Genomic DNA, 19,457 nt, shown 5'->3' on the forward strand with positions numbered 1-19,457 from the left:
GATGTCATTGGACAATAATAATTGATTAATAGCCGGCTGATTTGCTTGTCGATGAACTGTGAATAATCCCATTCGATTTCCTTATTAAATAAACAGCATGCCTTATGAAGTTATTAACAAGTGATTTATCTAGAATGTAATATTGTGCATTACGTGCTCGCCGGTGCGATAAGTCGCCGTATCGCTAGCGCTGGGTTATGGGAAATACCTGACATTAAGCCGACCCCTTTAAACATTGGTTACAATAAACGTAAAATAGCGTTAAGCCTGTTCGGCTCGGGGTTAAGGCGCGCCAGGCAGGTCAAAATGAATGGCTTGGCCGGTAAAAAGATTTTTGGCGGCGGCCACTGGCTGGCTAATTTCTCGCAACACTACCGCCACACGTTTGGCCGGATACATCTCACCACCGACCAATGTTACGCTGCTAACACTTTCTACGCGGAAAAACGACCGCGGCGCATAGAGATATTCCTGCTCGGTGACGACGGTACTGGCTATGGGATAAGGCAGCGGAAGGCACGTGGCACCGTCTTTGATTTTATAATAAATCAATGTCTGTACCTGATTTTCCGCCGCTTCTTCGGCGGTCTGTTCGGTAAACAAGCGTGCATAGGTATCCTGCGAGGAGACACTCATCAATGCCGGAAAATTAGTCACAACTTCGCCCGGCCCCAGACTGTCGCCCCAGGGATTAACCTGATTGGCTTGGTACTCAGCCACGCGCAAATATTCACCGGCCTGGCGAGGCAGCGGGCTGGCAATCGCGTCCAGCAAGCCCATAAATACCATTTTCTCCGCATGATCCCAGCGTGATACCGGATGGTTTTGATGCAGATGAACATTGATTTCGGCGTTGATCGGGGACAGCCCTATTTGCGCCAGATTTTTTTGTCCATCGTGATAACGGGTTTTATCGCCTTCTATCATGCTCCATACCCGCATGGCCAGTTTTTGGTTGTTAGGCAGGGCGTTAAACATCTCGATATAGGCCTTGCGTTCCAACGGCGTTTGCTGCAATGGGATGCCATGCTCGGGAAACAGGATGGTCTCAGCCTCGCGGGAGCCATAGCTTTCAATTTGAAGATATTGCGGATTAGGATACTGCGGCAATGGCATCACGATTAAATCATCATAGCTGAGCTGCGTATTCCACACTCTTGCCGCCCTGCCGCTCCCTTTACCGCCTAGCCCTTCCTGCAATATATTTTTAAGGTTCACCGCCGCTTTTTTCGGTACCCTAACCAGTTCATTCTTGCGCGTCAGCGTATATTTTATGCCGCTCGCCTCCCCCGACCGGGAATCAACCAGGAGATAAATGGTTTTGCGCCGGTAAGTATCGCCGTTTAACGGGATGATGGGGAAATAGCGCTGGGTTCCTTTCAACCGTGCGGTTTTATAAACAACGGGCTTTACCGCGTTACCGCCGGCATGTGCGAGCACGTCTAGTTTTGGCAGGATGGGCGCAATGTCTGGCATAAACCCGGCGACGGTTTTTAACGCGGCAACAAGCCGCCGGTTCACTGCCGCCCCGGCATGGAACATGACCTCCACCATGGCGGGATCGGCAAAGCGGACTAAGTCCACCGCCAGGCTGATAAGCGCCTTTTGGCTCAGTTCGCCGGCGGCGGGCACCATGGCGTGGCGGACAAAATGTCGGGCACCGGCGGTTAACGCTTCGGTCAGGGACATCCTGGCCGCATAACTGGCCAGGCTGATACGCACCGCTCCGGCGGTCCCTATGCCGCCCTTCAGGGCCATACGGGAAACCAACGAGCCCGCCTTACCCAGTAATGGCATCAGGCTGAAAACATCAAACAGGCAGGGAACTACCGCTTCCCTCGACTGGGCGATAATTCCGGAAATACAATCATGCAACGGTACTAAAGACGTTATCCCCTGCAGCACCTTTTCCTGAGTGGTGGCGTCGTAACCGCCTTTATCCAGTTGCAGTCGCAGATCATCCTGCGCCAGCCTGGACAAACTCAGAATTAAATCATCCAGTTGTTGCCCTGTTTTTTTTAATGTCGCGGCCTCGCTGGCGCCCGCGATGATTTTCAGGACATAATCCTGGTCTTTACGCGGCGTGATGTCATCCAGTAACGCATAATAATGACGCGGGTCGCGGTCGATGCGTTTTAAGCCGTAGGAAGTATCGCGTCGGTCAAGCGCAAAAATGTGTTCATCAGCGCCAGTAGTGGAGAACAATACCGCGCTTGCCGATAAGGGAATGATATAAGTACTACGTGGAATGGTATGCGCTCCCAACACGCCTCGATATTGGTCATAAGCGGAAAAATGCGCGCTAGCCACCTTAACGGTGTTATTTTTAAGCAGTTGCAAATCCGTTGGGGACAGCGTGGCAAAGGCTTCCGCCAGCGTCAGCACGTCCACCGCGCGGAAACAGTCGACGATATGTTGATTTTGTTTACGAAACAGCTCATTAATATCAGGCAATAACTCAATGAGAGGATTAGCACCCGCGCTATTTTTTAAACAGCTATACTCATCGTGATTATTTTTATAGCTCTCCACATCAACGGCGTAATGACCGGTAGCCTCAGGCGCGCAGCGCTGATGTAAAATATCTTCGGCTAATTGGGTACGGGTGCGATAACCCCGCATGGCCTCGCTGAATTGGTTGAATGGATTATTACGTTCCTTTAGCAACCGGCTATCGTCGAAGAACTGCTCCACCGCCAGCCGCCTGACGGCGGGGTCGTCCATAACATACCTATCGTTTACCGGTTTGCCGTCAACAGTTTTATTTACCAGGAAATAAATGCAGGCGGGACGGATGAAAAAGCGGATCAGGCCGGGCGAAACCGTATCGGAAAGCAGCATGGCCTCCAGGGCTAAGCCTAAGGATGACAGCGCCTGTCTAGACCATTGCCCCACGTCAAGATGCATTTCCTGAGCAAATTGCGTGCCTGCGTGCAGGTAGACCCAATCAATATCCCCGATATCATTCATCTTTCCGGCGGCATTATCCGCCGGCAAGTCAAGCGTGGGCATAACAGGCACGATGATGTGGCTGAAAATATACTTGACCGAGGCCACCGTCAGGGTTTTAAACATCGCAAAATGCTGATCAATCTTACGGTTTAATCCAGCAATATCAATCGCAAGACGGGGTTTTTCGCCATATTTCCCCGCCCCGGAATTAAGAATAATCTGCGCGATAAAATTATCCACCGTACCGTTGAGCACATTGCCGGCAACCCAGCTTTTTACCTGCCTCAATTGATAGTCAACGCTGAGATTTTCCCCCGGTTGGGCGCCAAACTCACCGGTATTACGCAATAATACCCGGGTTAATCCCGCTAAGCATTCTCCGGGCAGTGGCAGGCAATCGATCACCCGGTTTATCAGTGATTCTATTTGCGCGCCATCGTCCTTTCCCTGCCGGGAGACGACCTGCAAATAATTGGCGACATTTTCATTTTGTTTCGCCAGCGACGGCCTGTGTGCGGCTTTACGGCCCGCCGGCTGGCATTTGCCGCCAGGAAAAGATACCGCGCCGGTGTCTGTGCGGGCGGGGACGGCTAAGGTTGTAACAGACATTGCATTGGCATCCGCAGGATAATGAGCAGTGCTGTTCATCCTGTCCGGACGCGATAAGGCGTCATGATAGACTCCCGGCACGGCGATAAACCGAGATGTGTTAGAGACGTTACCATCAACCCTAGGGGTATCAGGCAGCATAGAGTGAGACAAGTACAAATAACGCAGCAGGTTATGCCCCAGCGTGGATTTGGATTTGCTGGGTCGGATGAACTGGTGGGCCGGTACTGGGTCGGTATTATTCAAAGATTTGATGGCGCTGAATAATTTCTTAGTTTCTACAATACCTTCATTGGTGGTTTCATTTTTTAGCAATTCATTTAACGATGTAATTGTTTCGGCGTTATTAGATATATACATATTAATCCTGAATAATGAGGAAAAATAGAAGAATGGCCATTATCACATAACTATTGGCGCTCATTAGAAATATCACACAAGCCAGTATTACAATAGTTATTCACCGAGACATAAAGCCATTTTGTCTATTTTTATAATCACTCAGTTTATTTTAATAATTATATACTCATCAAACAAATTGCATCAGCACCCTGGGAATTAACCCTTCACTTTATTCCGTTGTCCAGGCGTGCCTGAGCCGGGGAAATTGCGATCAACCACAAGCACGCCGCCTGTCCGCCTTAGCAGGCTTAATAGGGATGACGTGGCAAATTAACCGCGCGCCGGGCATCACGGCGCAATAGGAATTAAGTACCGATCGCGGGCGGCTAGCGGTAGATTGTGGCAGGCCGCTTAAGTCCGCGCAGGAGGTGTTTCGCCTGGCATAGCGCGGTGTTTTAGTCAGCAGCTTCGTTACGCTGGTTAAAGTGCGAGAGCAATCGCGTTTTGGCACGCCGGATTTCATCGGCGTCGGCATACATGACCGGTATGCTCTCCTGTGCGCGGTAATTTTCGGCGCCGATTTTGCTTATCAGAGTTATGGTTAATAACTCACCGTTACTGGTTTTCTCGGTGGTAAATTCCACTGTTTTATCCTAAGTCGCGTTATTTTGTCTTGCCCATTATAGCACCGCTGTTTGGTAATACCGCACAGGTTCCCGTCTTACATTCACCCAACGGCTCAACGGCAGCGCCGGGAACGGTCGTTAAGGGATGCGGCGCGCCCGTTTAAAACCGGGTAATGAAGCGGGTCAATCCTTACGGACGGTCATCATCATGCCATATGCCGGTGCGTAATGTCGCCGCAGAAAACTCCACATTGCGCCCGCGCCAGGGCAATGCCTGTCGCATACGCCAGGCGCTGACCAGCTTAAAACACCAGTAGCGCTCCGCGCCCTGTACATTCTCGCCGCTTGCCAACTGCCAGACGATCCGGGTTTCTCCCTGCAGATGCAAAATATCCCCCTGGGCAAAATCGATAAATACCAGCGCCGCGCGCGGTTGCGCCAGTAAATTACCCAGCGTGTTCATATAACGGTTGCCGCGAAAATCCGGGATCCACAGCGTTTCGTCGTCCAGATAAATAAATCCCGGCTTGCCGCCGCGATGTGAGATGTCCACCCCGCCCTCCGCCAGCTCAACGTGTGCGGCGCTGGCGACAAAGCAGGTATCGGCCTGCGCGATAAGGGTTCTGGCATCCTGGTCCAGAGCGCCGAGGCGCTCGAGGGGTAAAAGGCGCGCGGGCGCAGGGTACAGCTCGCGTCGCTGGATATATTGCGGGCAATTGCCGAAGCTCTGGCGCGCAATAATCTCAATGCGGTTTTTATCCGTGCGCCCGACGAAACCGTTAACTCGATTGCGGCGGCGGTTGCTGAAATCCAGCCCAAGCGCGCCGACTGGGCGGCCGGTTTGCAGCGCGGCCTGGGCGGGATCGTCCAACCGGCGCTGTGAACTGATACGCAAATGCGTAGCGTCCGGCGCGCGCACGAACCCTTTCGGACCGCTAAATACCGTGGCAACCGGCCAGTCATGATCATCAAGCGTCGCGACAAACAGGTATGGCAGCGCGGCAAAAAATTCGCGGTGTTGCTCGGGCATGGTGGAATAAATGCCGCCGCTGACGGCGGCAAAGCCGGCCAGCGCCTGGGCGCGCAATTCGTCGGGATGAAACATGCTCACTCCTCCTGGGCGGTTTGCGGCAGCGGCAGCGACGGCATGGCGAAGAAACCTGGCAACGCGGCGATGCGGGTGATCCAACGTCGGATTGCCGGATAGGGCGCCAGCGAAATGCCGCCTTCCGGCGCCGCGGCCACGTAGCTGTAGCAGGCCAAATCGCCGATAGTGGGCTGGTCGGTGGCCAAAAACGCCCGTTTAGCCAGATGTCGTTCCATCTGCGGCAGAAAACGCCCGCTGATAGCCAGCGCCGCCGGATAATCCTCAGGCGCGGCAAATTGCACCACCATCCGGCTGGAGCCGGGACCGTAGCGTACTTCCCCGGCGGCCCTGGACAACCATACCTGCACCTGCGCCGCCGCCAGGGCCTCCTCGGGCAACCAGTGGCTGCCCGGCGCGTAGCGTTTTACCAGGTACACCATAATGGCATTGCTGTCTGTCAGGATCTTATCCCCATCAATCAATACCGGAATCTGGCCAACCGGATTCAGGCGCTGGAAATCGGCGGTGCGCCGTAGGGCGGCCGGGGCGTCGATAACATCATAAGTAAGGTTAAGCATACCTAGCAGCAAGGCCACGCGATGGCAGTGCCCGGAATGCGGGGTAGCGTAAAGTTGCAACGTTGGCATAAATACCTCCTGATGTGGTCTCTCCAGAATACTCTTGCGTTATGTAGAAAGAATGCGGGAATATGGCAATTGATAATTTCATTTATCGGAATAATTTATGGACCGGTTAGATGAACTGACTATTTTTGTGGCGGTAATCCAGCACGGCAGTCTGGCCGGCGCGGCCCGTAAGCTGCACCGCTCCGCTCCGGCGATAACCCGTGCCATTGCCGCGCTGGAGCAACGGTTCGGCGCCAGATTGGTGGAGCGCACCACGCGGCGGCTGGCGCCGACCGAGGCCGGCCTGCGGCTGGCAGAGCGCGCCCGCGCGCTGTTGAACGATTACCAGGACGCAGTAATGGATACCGCGGAAATTCAGCTCACCGGTTTGCTGCGCATCACCTCTCCGGTACAGTTCGGCCGCCGGCATGTGGCGCCGGTGGTACTGTCCTTTCTTGAACGTTATCCGCATATCCAGATTGAGATGCTGCTGAACGACCGTAATCTCGATATGATCGATGAAGGGCTTGATGTGGCGATACGCATCGGCCATTTGCAGGATTCATCCAAAGTCGCGCGCAGGCTGGGCGAAGTCACACGGGTGATTGTAGCCAGCCCGGCGTATCTGGCCCGGTGCGGGGAGCCACGGGAACCTGGGCAGTTGGCCGATCACGACACTATCGTCGGCACCCTACGCCCCGTTTTGCGTGAATGGCGCTTCGGCCCGCATGAAAATAGCGACCGGGTAAGGTTAGCGCCGCGCCTGCTGCTCAATGATATAGAAACACAGCTGCTGGCGGCGCGCGCCGGTAAGGGCATTACCCGGCTGCTGTCTTACCAGGTGGCGGACGACCTGGCTGCCGGTACCCTGGTCCGGTTGCTGGCTGGATATGAACCTTTGCCGCTGCCGGTCCAGTTGGTGGCGAATAATGTGCAGCGCATGCCGCCAAAAGTCCGTGCGTTTTGGGATTATGCTTATCAGCAGCTCAGCCGATTGGGGCCGATACAGCCGCAGGGAATGTAACCGCCGCCCCCCAGGCTGACAGATGATGCGGATCACGTCAGGCGGAAATGCGCATCAAAAAGGGGCCTACTTATGCAGACTGGCCGCAAACATCGGCCAGCGCCATTCCCTCTGGTTCAATCATAGGGGATTTGCTTTAATTCCTTCACTCTCTCCTCGTTAAGTTTAGTGACGCATTCATTAGTAAAAACCTTATACGGATTACTGTTTTTCTCGGCAACATGGGCCACCAGCTTGCAGTGATTCTCCCGGTAATTTAGCCAATTCCGCTGCGCCGCTAAAAATACGGCCTGGTATTCTTTTTTTACCTGCGCTTCGTTGGCGAAAACGCCGCGGATGCGTTTTTTCGCTGCGGCATATTCTCGGTTAAGCGCTTTCTCGGCGGCCACACGATTATCCAACGCACAGATATATACCTCAGAATCGCTGTTTTTCTTCGAACAATCAGCCGCCGCATGCGCTGCCCCGCTTAAGCATGTGAAACAAACGATCGTTCCCATTACACATTTTCGTTCCATTTCAACCTCGATATTACTGATATTTCCTGAGGTAATTCGCGCGCTGGCGACCCTTTTCATAAACCTTTAGCTGATCGTTAGTTTCAATGAAATGAATTAAAGCTTTAATATCATTACCCATACAGGCTTTCATTGTTCTTTCGAAGCCCAGGCCCTGATAGACAAAATCGACGGCGATGTCTCTGATAGCCGGTTTCAGCGCCTCCCAGGCGGTTCTTGCGGGGAAGCGCGCCGTTTTATATTCATAAATCGCTTTGGCCCGCAAAACATATGCCGGGTATACTATCTCGAACAAGCGAGCCTGCGCCTCGCGGCTAATAACGCCGCATTCTTTTTTATGTTTGAGTACAAATTGCTGCGCGGACACCCCCTGAAGCAAGTTAGCACGCGAGATTATTTCTGCCCGGTCGGCGGGAATGCCCGCACGGATTAACTCTGCAAAAATCGTTTTCTTGTTGCGGCCGCCCATATCGTAGCCGCGGCCCAGGGTCACACCGGAAACACCCTGGGGCCAATGCAGCTGCCGGCTAAAATAAAGACTGGAGGGATCATCATTGCCTTCGGCGTCAAATGTCACCTGCCCGGCGCTGACCGTCAGGCGCCCAGAATCAGCATGTCCGCTTTCCTGGCCTGTCGCTGTTGGCGAGTCAGGTGAACGACCCGCGGATAATTCTTTTAGCGTTTTGCCGGTTGAAGTGATCATCCCGTCAGGATGAGGGGGAGACGTGGTCTGAAAACGCTTCATCGCCCGGATGGTTTCATGATTGCAAGCGCCATCATTCCTGATTGAAAACCCGTTGGCTTGCAGCAGAGTTTGCACTGCCGCCACTTCTGCCGGATTATTCACCCCCCCATGACCAACGGACCCTGATATACGCATCATCACCTCCATTTGACTGCTGCAATTATCGGATTTAGTTCCAATGTACTTAATGGCCGTGGCAGATACATCCCTAAATGTATTTTTCTACAAACCCGTTTCAGAAGCATTGATGAATAAACCGAATTTTTATATTTTCCCGGTTAATGTCCTTCATCAATAATTCCGTTAATATTCACATGAATTACGGATCATTTAAAAACATGGTTACAGATTTCATAGCGACGTTGTTTATTGCGTCTTATTCACTATCATCGCGCGGAAGACGACAACGCGGCTACGAGCAATACTGGCAGCGCCAGGTCCTTTGACCCAACCGTGCCTGACTCCCTGCGCTGCCCATGATCAAGCGCGGCTGTGGTGAAAAAAAGTCAACGCCGTCGCTGCCTAGAGAGGGTTGAATGCCAGAACCCTCAAGGCAGTTTGGCGAGCCGCACGGTTTATCCCGCAAACAAAATAAATTCGAGCGGCCCCACTATGCCAACATGGGCAACACTGTTTTACTATGCCGCGGGTTGATTCGGTGTATTAATATTTTGGTCGCAGGCTGCCTGCCGCAAAACAACATCCCGTAAGACCTGACTATTTTTTATACATAAAGTATAAATATTTCCCTTAAGTCGCATATTTGCCACTAATAAAATTATTTAATGAATTACTATGCACTCAAAATAAAAATCCGACAAAAAATTTTAATTTACAAGGGCTATGTGTGACTTTAATTTTTAATAAAAAATAGAAATATAAATCGGAAGGGTTAGCATCTGATTTGTATGATAATTATACGAAAAAAAAATTATAATTACACGATTTTATAGGGGAAATTAATTTTAATGCAAATTTCCCCTCGCAATAGGGCTATACTTAAAACATTAAGAAACATAATCATTACTCACTTTACATATGAACTTCATATGGGATGACGAAAAGGAATCTTGAACGCTAAAACACCATCATTGCGCTAAATCGTCATACTACTAAAACGGTCACCTGTCAGCTCGCGCCACGGACACCTGCGTGAGAGCTGAGTTATGCGGTAAGCGTTGTTTTACGAAGAATGAAACAACCCTCAATAACGCCATGGCCCTGTGCTACGCCAAGCGCTGGCGTGTATTATACAAACAGTTGTTGCTGATAAATAGGATCATTGTGATTTTAAGGAGACAACAGAATGGATAGCAAAGAAATTTGTAAACATATTCATGATTTTAACTTCTCTTATTTATACCTGGCGCAACTCCTGATAAATCAGGACAAGGCCCTGGCAATGTTCCGCCTGGGTATTGATGACGCCATGGCTGATACGCTGAAAAATTTGCTGCCCTCCCAGATGACCAAATTATCGGAAGCCAGCCAGCTGTTATGCTTGTTTCGTTTCGATGAGCCTCAAACCATCAGATTGTTAACATGGGATTCTCGGGTGGACGACCTGCAACAACTTCATACAGGTATTTTACTGTCTGGGTCGTTAATAAAACATACAAGCGCAAAAATAATACCGTTGCCCCATAAAAAAGTACATCCATAATGAGCAAAAGCATTGTCCAGGAAGCAAAAGATATCCAGATAGCCATAGCACTTATTACCCTGGGCGCCAGGCTACAAATGCTCGAATGTGAAACGCAGATAAGCCGCGCAAGATTAGTCAACTTATATAAAGAGTTGCGCGGTAACTCGCCGCCCAAAGGGATGCTGCCATTTTCTACCGACTGGTATATGACATGGGAGCAGAATATGCACTCATCCACATTTTATAATATATTTCAGGTATTAAAGAAAAACGGTGACGCCGGCGATCTCGTGACAATTATCCAGGCTTACGGTTTATATCTTGAACAATGCCCGCTGTTGGATAATGAACCACCGCTTCTGAGCATAACCCGAGCCTGGATTTTGGTGCGATTTATGAATAGCGGCATGCTGCAATTAACGTCGTGTAATCATTGCCATGGCAAATTTATTACCTATGCCCATCATCCAATTCATGGATTTGTCTGCAGCTTTTGTCAACCACCGTCGCGTGCGGTAAGAAAACGGCAAAGCATTTCGGCCTTGCCGATGGTACAGTACTAAATGCGTGCCAAATCGTCACATTCAATCATTCTTAATGAGAAGCATAAAGGCTATTTTAAATGGCCTTTTCCTTCTCTTCATAAAATCAAACAGGCCGGTCATTTCGCTCCCGGCCATTGTTATAGATATTAAGCCATCAAATGCCGTTGATATTGACGCCATGTGAATTTTCAGGATTGGTTGCAGAAGATTCCGCGTCTATCAGGCTTAAAACACCAGGCTATTTACATTATGGGTGCATATCTCCTGCATCGGCCTCATGCACCCTTTCATTCACTGCCGTTTACAGCAATCCATACCCGTTTGCCAAGCCGTCTCGCCCCCCTTTACCGATCCCAGTTTGTCATCAATATCCAGCCTCCGGTTCCGTTTGATTGCTGAAGACGACTGAAACTGATAAACCACGTCGCTTCTTTCTATAAAAAAAGATCGAACACTCTTCACGCTGTTAAAAAAACTATAAATACAGTAAGTTAAATAGATCATTTGAAAAGGTGTCTACAAAATGGCTACCGTAAATCATGACGATGGCCGCCTTGCCTATACTCAACATTATTGAGGATGCCAAGGTTGTTCAGGCGGACGGTACGAATTATTATCTATGACACGCTTCTCCCAAACTAACTTGCCGAACCTAGTAACTCCCCTCCCGTAACATGCTCTTTACATGATGATTCATAGGTAAGCGGATGACGAACTCGCCTTGCCGTTCGACATTGACCTGACGATACTGACTGCCGTGCCCATCATACTGATTTGGCAATATAGGGAACCGTTATGGAACCATTGAGGCACGCTCTGTCATTATACAGCCTCACACATGTTTCTCTTTTTGCATTATTAGCGGGTTGTTTTTGCAGGCTAATCTTGTCGGCCGGGCCGTCGGGTCCGGCTATTTTTTGACACCCAGGCAGGTTCCGTTTGCGGTGTTCTTCCATCAGCGAGTGACGGGCCGGCAGGATGCCGCAGGTTACCCACCCGGATTACGTGAAGCTGTTTTCAGCGTAGGGCAACAGTTATCCTACCCAGCAATAACGGACACAGCCCTAAGCGAGATTCTTTCGTTCCTATTGTTCCGGGCTTAGCCAACCATTGGCACTGTGCCGACGGTATCGGCCAGTGGCAACGCTTGCTTGCGAAATTCGGGCGTGTATTAATTACGTGGCTTATTTTTAACAGCTGTCGATTTCGTCATGGATCACCTCCGTCAATGAGTTTACCCCACTTAACAGCGTGTCCGTCAAATCTGGGTAGGGTCAGTTTAGACCGGATATCAGTTTTCGGACAAATGTCGGGCAACTTCGGATGTTCAAATCTTATTCATATAAATCAATTACATAAAAAAAGACCGAATACTGTTCAGGTTGATAAAAATACAATAAATACGATAAGTTAAATAGATTATATCAAAAAGTCTCTACAAAATGGCTACGGTAAACTATGACGGTGGCCGCCTTGCCTACACTCAACGGCAAATCAGCAACTAGGCGGTCAAATGTCGCGGTTAACAGCAGTGAGATAGATAGGCTCACTTGATGGCACCGTCAATATCCTTGGCTCGGTTGGTTAACGCAGCTAAGGCTGGGCTTTGGATACACAGCGGTCATCCTCCCCAAGTAAGGCTATGGCAACGCATGCTCACCTTATCTTATTGATAAAAATATGATTAATGGTGATGTGGAATTATGTTCCAGTACCCTACCCCATAGCCGCATTTTCACTTGATAGGCTATATGCTATCATTGCGCTATACGATAAAGGAGGTGCCCATGAAATCAATATCCTATGAAGAATTTCAGCAAAACCTTCCCTACTGGCTGGCCTATTTACGCGATGGCGGAGAATTATCGGTCAAGCAGGCAGCGCAAAAAGCTGTTAAACCTTCTGCTAATGACGCAAACTCTGGCCGAAGCAAAGACATTGCTCTTTCGTCTAATTCAGGCAGAGTTAGAGACAATAAAAAATTATCGTTTAAGGATGCGCTTGAGACCACAAGAACCCGGCATGCTAATACCATAAAGATTCTGGGTGATAAATAATGGATTTTGATTTTCTGACGCAAGAACAAGTGATTGAAATCCAATTTTTGACGCTGCCGCAATCAGGCCAACCGGATATCAATAAACTTGCCGGGGCGTTAAACCGCGTCGAGACTTTACATTATTATGAAAATTGCGATGACGTATTTAAATTGGCAGCAATGTATCTGATCAGCATTGCTAAAGCGCATGCCTTTAATGATGCTAATAAAAGAACTGCGTTCCAGGCGACATCCGTATTTCTGTTGATGAATGGCATTGAATTAAATGAATCACTTTATCTGGTGAAGCTGACTCTTTTCGCCGCTATGGATCAAGCCAATATAGAGGAAACTACCTTTGCTTTACGTTTGCTGTCTAATTATATGAACGAATTATTGGAAGAGAATATTGATAACTATGCTGAGTAGTTTCACTGGTGTTATGGCTAATAATATAGTGCAGATTAAAGAAACGCTGCAAAGGTAAGTCTTCTCCGCTAACAAATTACCGAATACTATTATTATCCAATAAAGTACTTAAAAATCATGACTTGACATAACTAAATAATTAAGTGCCTACAAAATGGCTACACAATCTCTCAGGGATTTTTATATCTGAAAATAGCTGGTAGCCATTCCATAAGATTCACGCGACGGCCAACGTCATCCTTTCCGCCCATTCATCAGTACTCATCGCTTCACCAGTACTTCTAATGATCACTTCATCTTCAATCGAATCGATGATGAAGGTTCGAAAACGTCGAGCTTTGTGACAATAACCTTCCAAGTAATAGCCATCAAATTTTTTAACATCCACTTCACGAAAACTATATTCACCTTTTGAGTTTGTATAGTTGAAAGCAATTTGCGCAATATCTTCGTCGATTAATGATTGCGAATGCTTGCGAGTCGGCGCGTTCGGTGATTTGGTGAATTTTCTGCGTTTTGTTGCCAGCGGTTCTTTCAAGTCTTTAACGTTCGGACTTATCTCTTTATCGGCGTAAGACACAGGCTGCGCTTGGCTTGGCTGAGGCCGCGATATGCTGGATTTCTGAATCGCTACGGGTAATCTAGACACTTCCGAGCCGTTGATGATACTGCTGTTCATATTCATTCGGCGACATTTGATCGCTTGAACCATGCCGACGCCACTGTTATAAAACATTTCGATGTAATCAAAAATATCGCTGCGGGCTTCTTCCCGCGTTCCATAGATCTTTTTCTTTATCCGCTCACGCTTTAAAAGCTGGAAAAAACTTTCTGCAACTGCATTGTCGTGGCAGTTGCCGCGTCGGCCCATGCTGCCTTCCAGACCATGTGACTTCAGGAATGACTGCCACTCATGGCTTGTATACTGACTGCCTTGGTCAGAATGTACCAGTACCTGTTTTCGTGGACTACGGCGCCACAGTGCCATCAGCAAAGCATTCAGAACGATATCTTTCGTCATTCGGGATTGCATCGACCAGCCAATGATTTTGCGGGAGAACAGATCGACGATCACTGCAAGATACAACCAGCCTTCATGCGTCCTGATATACGTAATATCTGTCACCCAGCGCTCATCCGGTGCCATCGGATTAAATTGCCGCTGGAGTCTGTTAGGCGTCACAATGCTTGCTTCGCCCTTGTACGATCTTGGACTGCGATAACCGACCTGAGCTTTTATTCCAGCGCGTGCATCAAACGCCAGACCCGGTTTGCACCACACCGCTCACCCGTATCGCGCAGATCTAGGTGGATCTTGCGATAGCCATATACACATCCAGATTCAAGCCAAAACTGCTTAATCAGCCCGGTCAGCTTCTGGTCTGTGTGGTATCGCCGTGAATGTGGTTGCTGAAGCCAAGCATAAAAACCACTCGGATGAACATCCAGAACGCGGCAGAGCAAACGGACCGGAAAGTCACGACTGTTGTCACGAATAAAGACGTACCTCAGTCGGACAGCTTTGCGAAGTACGCCGCGGCTTTTTTTAATATATCTCGTTCATCAGTAACCCGTTTCAGTTCTTTCTGGAGCCGTCGGATCTCAACCTGAGCATCAGACTGGTCTTGATTTACCGAAGAATCTGGGCCGTACTTCTTTATCCACGCATAAAGACTGTGTGTGGTGATATCGAGGCGTGTTGCCACGCTTAAAACGGAATGGCCACGACCCCCGACCATCTGGAAGACGCGATCCATCTCAACCCATTAGCTGGTTTGAATGACTACAAAGTGTCTACAGGGCGTCATAGTGGGTAGAATACGGTAGAACAGGATGGGATTAAGTGACTGATTTATTAGGTAAGTGGATGATTACCCTACCCTTATAAAAAAAGACCGAATACGATTCCTATATTCGGTCTAGGGAAATGGCTCTTGGGAGAGAGCCGTGCGCTAAAAGTTGGCATTAATGTAAGCTGTTTAGCCTTACACTTGATGAGTATAGAGACGCACAGGGATTTTTCCATCGCCGGCCTCGCATTACCGGCGCTATTGTTTCACCAAATGATAACTTTGTGATATCAAGCACACTTATAATTATTAACATATTAAACTATAAGCTCACTATACATATCCCTGCCCCGCAGCCGGCAAGAGGGTCCTATCCCGGCATCTCAGCCCGGTGCGTTGCACAATTGGCCGGCACGCTCGACAAACGGCGCGATGCTCATCTTGTGCCCCGGATTAGCAGGGTCGTCCAGCAGGATGGCATCAATGGGCGTCGCGTTGACCTGGCCGCTGGCCATGGCACGGGTGGCCGGTTCATTGAGGGGATACTGCATCAGGGTGCTCATATTCAGAGCAAACAGCGAGCCGTCCGGGCGGCAGAGCAATTGCACCTCTTCTTTGGTAAAGGCCCATTGCTTGCCGAACTGAAACTTGCTGACGGTGATAATTTGCGCCGCGCTGACCGCCTGGGCGGTAAAGGCTAACAGCAATAACGCGATACTCCGGGTTTTCATGTTTTATCCTACTATTGGACCTGACGCCTGGGCGGCGCCAGGATGTGATCAGGGTTCAAGCGTGGCGAAAATACTCACCAAAATCAGTACCAGATTACCAAGAATCATCTCCGCAAGCGTCAGCAAGGTCAAGATACGAATAGCCGCGGGATGGTGGCGCGCCATGGCGGGAACCACGGCATAACGATTGATTACCGCCAGGATCACCATCACCGCCACCACGGCTATTTTTATCAGCAGCAGCCGCTGGTACGGCGCCGACCCATCGAGCGGCCAATGGCCCAGAACCAGCGCGGTATTGACGATACCGGTGAAAATGACCAGCGCCACCGCAGCATGTCCGCTGCGCGAAAAACGAATCAGCGCGCGCAGCGCGTCCGGACGCGCCGTCTCGCGTAGCAGCGGCAGACAAAACAGCAGCGGCAGCAGCCCGCCCAGCCACCAGGCGGCGGAAAACAGATGCACCATTTGATTGAGCCGCTGCATGACGCCGCGCAGTCCCTCGCTCATCGCCGTGTGGCCTACCAGCGCCAGGCTTGCCAGCAGGCCGGCCATGGCGGCGAGCAATGCCCGCTGCCTGATGGCGGTCATCGGCCCATGGCCCGCGGCCAACACCGCCGCCAGCGCGATAGCCATATGCCACAGCCAGACAGTGCCGAAGGCGGTGCCGAGCACCGCCGCCCAGATGGCGGGGGAAAGGGTTTGCGTCCAGCCGTCCCCCATTTGCCCGGCTTGCAGCCCCAGCAGGACGACCGCCGACGCCAGGGCGACCCAGGCCAGAACGCGCAAGGGCGCGCCCAGGGATGCGCGCAGGCCGGCGCGCAGCGCGGGCGGCGCCAGGTACTCGCAAAACAGGGCGGTACCGAACGCCTGCATCACCGCCGCGATATGGAGATAGCGGCAGGCGGAATAGCACTCCGCCAGGCTTAGCATCTATTTAACGCTGAAGTGATAATTGCCTTGGGTTTTATGACTGTCCACCGATACCACATGCCATTGCACTTGATACTCGCCGGCGGCCAGGGGCTTTTCAATGGGCACGATGACCTGCTTAGGGTTGGCGGGGTCGACCTTGATGGCGCCGGTGGGGATGACGGCGTTGCCGGGGCCGGTTAGGGTCAGGCCGCTGAAGCCAGGCTCGATGCCCTCGCTGAAGGTGAGCGTTAATGCCTGCGGCGCGGCGGTCATGGTGGCGTTGGCCGCCGGATATTGCGTTTTCAGGTGCGCATGCGCCTGGGCCTGTTGCGATCCCAACAAAGTCAGGGCAGTGACTAACAGCGTCAACAGGGGCGCGGTAAAAGGTTGGCTTGACATCGATGTCGTTTCCTAAGACTGAACGGGTATCCTGTCGGTTAAACCGACGCTTGGCGGTCCACCGCGGGAGCATTGCCGGTTATTCGTTTATTCTTGGGAAACAAAAAACCCGGCGCTGCTACCGGTTTGCCTGGACGCAAACTGATGATAACGGCAGCCGGGGCTGAAGTCGAGCAAACCACTGTCCGCGCGGGGATTTACATCGGCGCGGCCGTATTGTCGCCACCGTTCATTTTTTTCAAATCCTGATCGATAAAGAACAGTCCGCTGTTATTGGTATCCACCAGCGCCAGCTTGTCGAGGATGGATTTAAACAATTTTTCTTCTTCGTGCTGTTCGGAGACGTACCACTGCAGGAAATTAAACGTCGAATAGTCCTGGGAGATCATCGCCGCATGGACCAGTTCGTTGATTTTCACCGTGATCATCTGCTCATGTTCATAGGTGCGCTTAAAAAGCTCGGCCAATGAGGTAAAACCGGTTGGCGGCGCCTCGATTGCGCCCAGCACCGGCATGGTGCCGGTATCGTTGAGATAGTCGAACAGGCGGCGCATATGGTCCATCTCTTCCAGAGATTGGGTCTTGAGAAAGGCCGATGCGCCTTCGTAGCCCTTATCACTGCACCAGGCGCTCATTTGCAGGTAAAGATTGGCGGAAAAAAATTCCAGATTGAGTTGCTCGTTAAGCTTTATTGCCATTTCTTGTTTTAGCATGGGCAGGCTTCCTTATGATGATTACGCCAATACGAATATAAACATTATGCCCAAATGCTAACAAAAATTACACTATAATTTAACCAATGAGTAATTTAATATTTTTTATGTATTAAATTCATATGGTTATTTATTTTCATAATGAGATTTTTTCTATAAAATTATTATTTATTAATGGTAGTGATAGGTATTCTTATTTGTATTATGAATAACCCAGGCCATTATTTCGGACAATGATAGCCATATTATTGCGTCGGCTGTTAATACAAACGATTATTATTTGTATCGCTGTCCCGCCGACCCTTGCGTTTTGCCGCGCAGTACCCTATTTTTAGCAGCATTGACCTTACAAGCGGCAGGAGGCGGTATGCAATATAATCTGGCCACACTGGGCAGCGAGGCGATGGACAAGATCAATGTCGATCTGGCCGCGTCCGGCGTGGCGTTCAAGGAGCGGTACAATATGCCGGTGGTCGCCGAGCATGTGGAACGGGAACAGCCGGAGCCTTTGCGCGCTTATTTTCGCGAGCGGGTGGCCTTTTATCGCCAGGCGTCGCTGAATTTTTCCCGTTTGCCATATGAGCCACGAAAATAATCCGCCAATGGCCTATACTGGACTGGCAATGCCCCGGCACGTGCCTGAACCAACGGCCGGAAGGCAAGCAGGCGCCGCGCCCGCGGTGCATGGCTTGCCGGCCCGCGCGGCGCTGTCCGCCGTGCGGCAAAATAGCACAAAATGACTTGATTATCAGTGCCAACAGGCAGTTAATCATTTCTACATTTCCGGTTCTTTTACAGAGAGGTAAATATGAGTAAGGGAATGGATCGTAAGAAAGACACCAAAAAGAAACCGCTGAAATCGCCGGAAGAAAAACGCGCCGACAAGCGTAACAGAAAGACCCAGCCTGATATCGTGTAAGGCTAACCCATATTAAACCCGCATCTGATGCGGGTTTTTTGTCGGCGCTATTCAGGGCATAATGGCTTTTTTATTTAGCCTTGGACAGGTAACGTCATGTCTTTTCGTGTTATCGATACCGAAACCTGCGGACTGGACGGCGGCGTCGTGGAAGTCGCCTCGGTGGACGTCGTTGACGGCCGGTTATGCAATGCCATGAGCGATCTGGTCAACCCCGACCGGCCCATCGGCTACGAGGCCATGGCCATCCACCATATCACCGAGGCCATGGTCGAGGATAAGCCGCGTATCGCCAAGGTGATTGGCCGCTATCACGGCAGCCCGTATTACGTGGCGCATAACGCCGCATTCGACCGGCGCATGTTGCCGGAAATGCATGGTCAATGGATCTGCACGGTCAAGCTTGCGCGCAAGCTCTACCCGGGTTTGAAATACAGCAACCAGTACCTGCGCTATGCGCTGGGTCTCGAGGTCGCCGTGCCGGAGGGTCTCTATCCCCATCGCGCCCTGTATGATTGTTACGTCACCGCGGCCCTGCTGGTGAAAATCATCGGGGATTCCGGCTGGAGCGCCGAGCAAATGGCGGCCTTAAGCAATGAAACCACCCTGCTTACGACGTTAAAATTCGGCAAATACCGGGGCCAGCCGATGGAACGGATCGCGCGCGAGGACCCCGGCTATTTGAAATGGATGCTCAACAACCTCAAGGACCTGTCGGCGGATATGCGTTACAGCATTAACCATTACCTGAAGCAGTCCTCAGACGCAGCGCATCAATAAATGAAATGCGCCGCCTGAGAGGCT

Annotated in this window: 18 protein-coding genes and 1 pseudogene; 7 read left to right on the forward strand and 12 right to left on the reverse strand. The window is 50.6% G+C overall.

The genetic code is table 11. The annotated features are described in order from the left end of the window. Positions 1-282: 282 nt before the first annotated feature. From ABUK12_RS05410 to ABUK12_RS05425, 4 genes are all read right to left on the reverse strand, one after another. The gene (locus ABUK12_RS05410) at positions 283-3,561 is read right to left on the reverse strand and encodes a hypothetical protein (RefSeq protein ID WP_410015314.1); all 3,279 of its coding nucleotides are present in this window, start codon (positions 3,559-3,561) and stop codon (positions 283-285) included. A gap of 797 nt (positions 3,562-4,358) precedes the next feature. Further along, on the reverse strand, positions 4,359-4,547 hold the full coding sequence (locus tag ABUK12_RS05415; protein WP_410015315.1) for a hypothetical protein: 189 nt from the start codon (positions 4,545-4,547) through the stop codon (positions 4,359-4,361). Positions 4,548-4,719: 172 nt separating this feature from the next. After that, complete coding sequence (locus ABUK12_RS05420) at positions 4,720-5,634, reverse strand: pyridoxamine 5'-phosphate oxidase family protein (RefSeq protein WP_410015316.1); 915 nt, start codon at positions 5,632-5,634, stop codon at positions 4,720-4,722. Positions 5,635-5,636: 2 nt separating this feature from the next. Further along, the gene (locus ABUK12_RS05425) at positions 5,637-6,263 is read right to left on the reverse strand and encodes a glutathione S-transferase (RefSeq protein ID WP_410015317.1); all 627 of its coding nucleotides are present in this window, start codon (positions 6,261-6,263) and stop codon (positions 5,637-5,639) included. 97 nt (positions 6,264-6,360) lie between these two features. Here ABUK12_RS05425 and ABUK12_RS05430 point away from each other — a divergent pair, with 97 nt between their 5' ends. Further along, the gene (locus tag ABUK12_RS05430; protein WP_410015318.1) at positions 6,361-7,266 is read left to right on the forward strand and encodes a LysR family transcriptional regulator; all 906 of its coding nucleotides are present in this window, start codon (positions 6,361-6,363) and stop codon (positions 7,264-7,266) included. Positions 7,267-7,382: 116 nt separating this feature from the next. Here ABUK12_RS05430 and ABUK12_RS05435 read toward each other — a convergent pair whose 3' ends face one another. Further along, the gene (locus tag ABUK12_RS05435) at positions 7,383-7,766 is read right to left on the reverse strand and encodes a lysozyme inhibitor LprI family protein (RefSeq protein WP_410015319.1); all 384 of its coding nucleotides are present in this window, start codon (positions 7,764-7,766) and stop codon (positions 7,383-7,385) included. 31 nt (positions 7,767-7,797) lie between these two features. After that, entirely contained in the window at positions 7,798-8,667 is an 870-nt protein-coding gene (locus ABUK12_RS05440; RefSeq protein WP_410015320.1) for a hypothetical protein, read from the reverse strand. Between the two features lie 1,168 nt (positions 8,668-9,835). Between ABUK12_RS05440 and flhD the strand changes: the two genes are divergently transcribed. From flhD to ABUK12_RS05460, 4 genes are all read left to right on the forward strand, one after another. Further along, complete coding sequence (flhD, locus tag ABUK12_RS05445; RefSeq protein ID WP_410015321.1) at positions 9,836-10,192, forward strand: flagellar transcriptional regulator FlhD; 357 nt, start codon at positions 9,836-9,838, stop codon at positions 10,190-10,192. After that, positions 10,189-10,737 (forward strand): flagellar transcriptional regulator FlhC, encoded by a 549-nt coding sequence (flhC, locus tag ABUK12_RS05450; protein ID WP_410016560.1) that lies wholly within the window; start codon positions 10,189-10,191, stop codon positions 10,735-10,737. The genes flhD and flhC overlap by 4 nt, the downstream gene beginning before the upstream one ends. 1,769 nt (positions 10,738-12,506) lie before the next feature. Continuing rightward, positions 12,507-12,776: a hypothetical protein gene (locus ABUK12_RS05455; protein ID WP_410015322.1), complete on the forward strand. Its 270-nt coding sequence runs from the start codon at positions 12,507-12,509 to the stop codon at positions 12,774-12,776. After that, entirely contained in the window at positions 12,776-13,186 is a 411-nt protein-coding gene (locus tag ABUK12_RS05460) for a type II toxin-antitoxin system death-on-curing family toxin (RefSeq protein WP_410015323.1), read from the forward strand. The genes ABUK12_RS05455 and ABUK12_RS05460 overlap by 1 nt, the downstream gene beginning before the upstream one ends. Positions 13,187-13,403: 217 nt before the next feature. Here the strand turns inward: ABUK12_RS05460 and ABUK12_RS05465 are convergent, their stop codons facing one another. The 6 genes and pseudogenes from ABUK12_RS05465 to ftnA form a co-directional block, all read right to left on the reverse strand. Then, a complete protein-coding gene (locus ABUK12_RS05465) occupies positions 13,404-13,865 on the reverse strand; it encodes a hypothetical protein (RefSeq protein WP_410015324.1) in 462 nt (153 codons plus the stop codon). Further along, positions 13,828-14,943: pseudogene (locus ABUK12_RS05470) on the reverse strand (IS3 family transposase). Before ABUK12_RS05470 ends, ABUK12_RS05465 begins: the two are co-directional and overlap by 38 nt. Positions 14,944-15,359: 416 nt before the next feature. After that, complete coding sequence (locus tag ABUK12_RS05475; protein WP_410015325.1) at positions 15,360-15,707, reverse strand: YebY family protein; 348 nt, start codon at positions 15,705-15,707, stop codon at positions 15,360-15,362. Between the two features lie 48 nt (positions 15,708-15,755). Then, positions 15,756-16,640: a copper homeostasis membrane protein CopD gene (copD, locus tag ABUK12_RS05480; protein ID WP_410015326.1), complete on the reverse strand. Its 885-nt coding sequence runs from the start codon at positions 16,638-16,640 to the stop codon at positions 15,756-15,758. Continuing rightward, entirely contained in the window at positions 16,641-17,021 is a 381-nt protein-coding gene (gene yobA, locus ABUK12_RS05485; RefSeq protein ID WP_410015327.1) for a CopC domain-containing protein YobA, read from the reverse strand. 197 nt (positions 17,022-17,218) lie between these two features. Then, on the reverse strand, positions 17,219-17,734 hold the full coding sequence (ftnA, locus tag ABUK12_RS05490; RefSeq protein WP_410015328.1) for a non-heme ferritin: 516 nt from the start codon (positions 17,732-17,734) through the stop codon (positions 17,219-17,221). A 367-nt stretch (positions 17,735-18,101) separates the two neighbouring features. Here ftnA and ABUK12_RS05495 point away from each other — a divergent pair, with 367 nt between their 5' ends. Next, on the forward strand, positions 18,102-18,329 hold the full coding sequence (locus ABUK12_RS05495) for a DNA polymerase III subunit theta (protein ID WP_410015329.1): 228 nt from the start codon (positions 18,102-18,104) through the stop codon (positions 18,327-18,329). Positions 18,330-18,749: 420 nt separating this feature from the next. Next, on the forward strand, positions 18,750-19,433 hold the full coding sequence (exoX, locus tag ABUK12_RS05500; RefSeq protein ID WP_410015330.1) for an exodeoxyribonuclease X: 684 nt from the start codon (positions 18,750-18,752) through the stop codon (positions 19,431-19,433). The last annotated feature ends 24 nt before the right edge of the window (positions 19,434-19,457 follow it).

This window comes from Sodalis sp. C49 (genome assembly GCF_046352915.1).
In the GTDB taxonomy this organism is placed as follows: domain Bacteria; phylum Pseudomonadota; class Gammaproteobacteria; order Enterobacterales; family Enterobacteriaceae; genus Acerihabitans.

What these genes read in the sequence shown, in the direction of transcription:
- ABUK12_RS05475 (WP_410015325.1), bottom strand. Translation starts at nt 15,707, where the DNA reads ATGAAAACCCGGAGTATCGCGTTATTGCTGTTAGCCTTTACCGCCCAG.
- ABUK12_RS05410 (WP_410015314.1), bottom strand. Translation starts at nt 3,561, where the DNA reads ATGTCTGTTACAACCTTAGCCGTCCCCGCCCGCACAGACACCGGCGCG.
- ABUK12_RS05460 (WP_410015323.1), top strand. Translation starts at nt 12,776, where the DNA reads ATGGATTTTGATTTTCTGACGCAAGAACAAGTGATTGAAATCCAATTT.
- exoX (WP_410015330.1), top strand. Translation starts at nt 18,750, where the DNA reads ATGTCTTTTCGTGTTATCGATACCGAAACCTGCGGACTGGACGGCGGC.
- ABUK12_RS05455 (WP_410015322.1), top strand. Translation starts at nt 12,507, where the DNA reads ATGAAATCAATATCCTATGAAGAATTTCAGCAAAACCTTCCCTACTGG.
- ABUK12_RS05440 (WP_410015320.1), bottom strand. Translation starts at nt 8,667, where the DNA reads ATGATGCGTATATCAGGGTCCGTTGGTCATGGGGGGGTGAATAATCCG.
- ABUK12_RS05430 (WP_410015318.1), top strand. Translation starts at nt 6,361, where the DNA reads ATGGACCGGTTAGATGAACTGACTATTTTTGTGGCGGTAATCCAGCAC.
- ABUK12_RS05465 (WP_410015324.1), bottom strand. Translation starts at nt 13,865, where the DNA reads ATGAACAGCAGTATCATCAACGGCTCGGAAGTGTCTAGATTACCCGTA.
- yobA (WP_410015327.1), bottom strand. Translation starts at nt 17,021, where the DNA reads ATGTCAAGCCAACCTTTTACCGCGCCCCTGTTGACGCTGTTAGTCACT.
- ABUK12_RS05495 (WP_410015329.1), top strand. Translation starts at nt 18,102, where the DNA reads ATGCAATATAATCTGGCCACACTGGGCAGCGAGGCGATGGACAAGATC.
- ftnA (WP_410015328.1), bottom strand. Translation starts at nt 17,734, where the DNA reads ATGCTAAAACAAGAAATGGCAATAAAGCTTAACGAGCAACTCAATCTG.
- copD (WP_410015326.1), bottom strand. Translation starts at nt 16,640, where the DNA reads ATGCTAAGCCTGGCGGAGTGCTATTCCGCCTGCCGCTATCTCCATATC.
- ABUK12_RS05435 (WP_410015319.1), bottom strand. Translation starts at nt 7,766, where the DNA reads ATGGGAACGATCGTTTGTTTCACATGCTTAAGCGGGGCAGCGCATGCG.
- flhD (WP_410015321.1), top strand. Translation starts at nt 9,836, where the DNA reads ATGGATAGCAAAGAAATTTGTAAACATATTCATGATTTTAACTTCTCT.
- ABUK12_RS05420 (WP_410015316.1), bottom strand. Translation starts at nt 5,634, where the DNA reads ATGTTTCATCCCGACGAATTGCGCGCCCAGGCGCTGGCCGGCTTTGCC.
- ABUK12_RS05425 (WP_410015317.1), bottom strand. Translation starts at nt 6,263, where the DNA reads ATGCCAACGTTGCAACTTTACGCTACCCCGCATTCCGGGCACTGCCAT.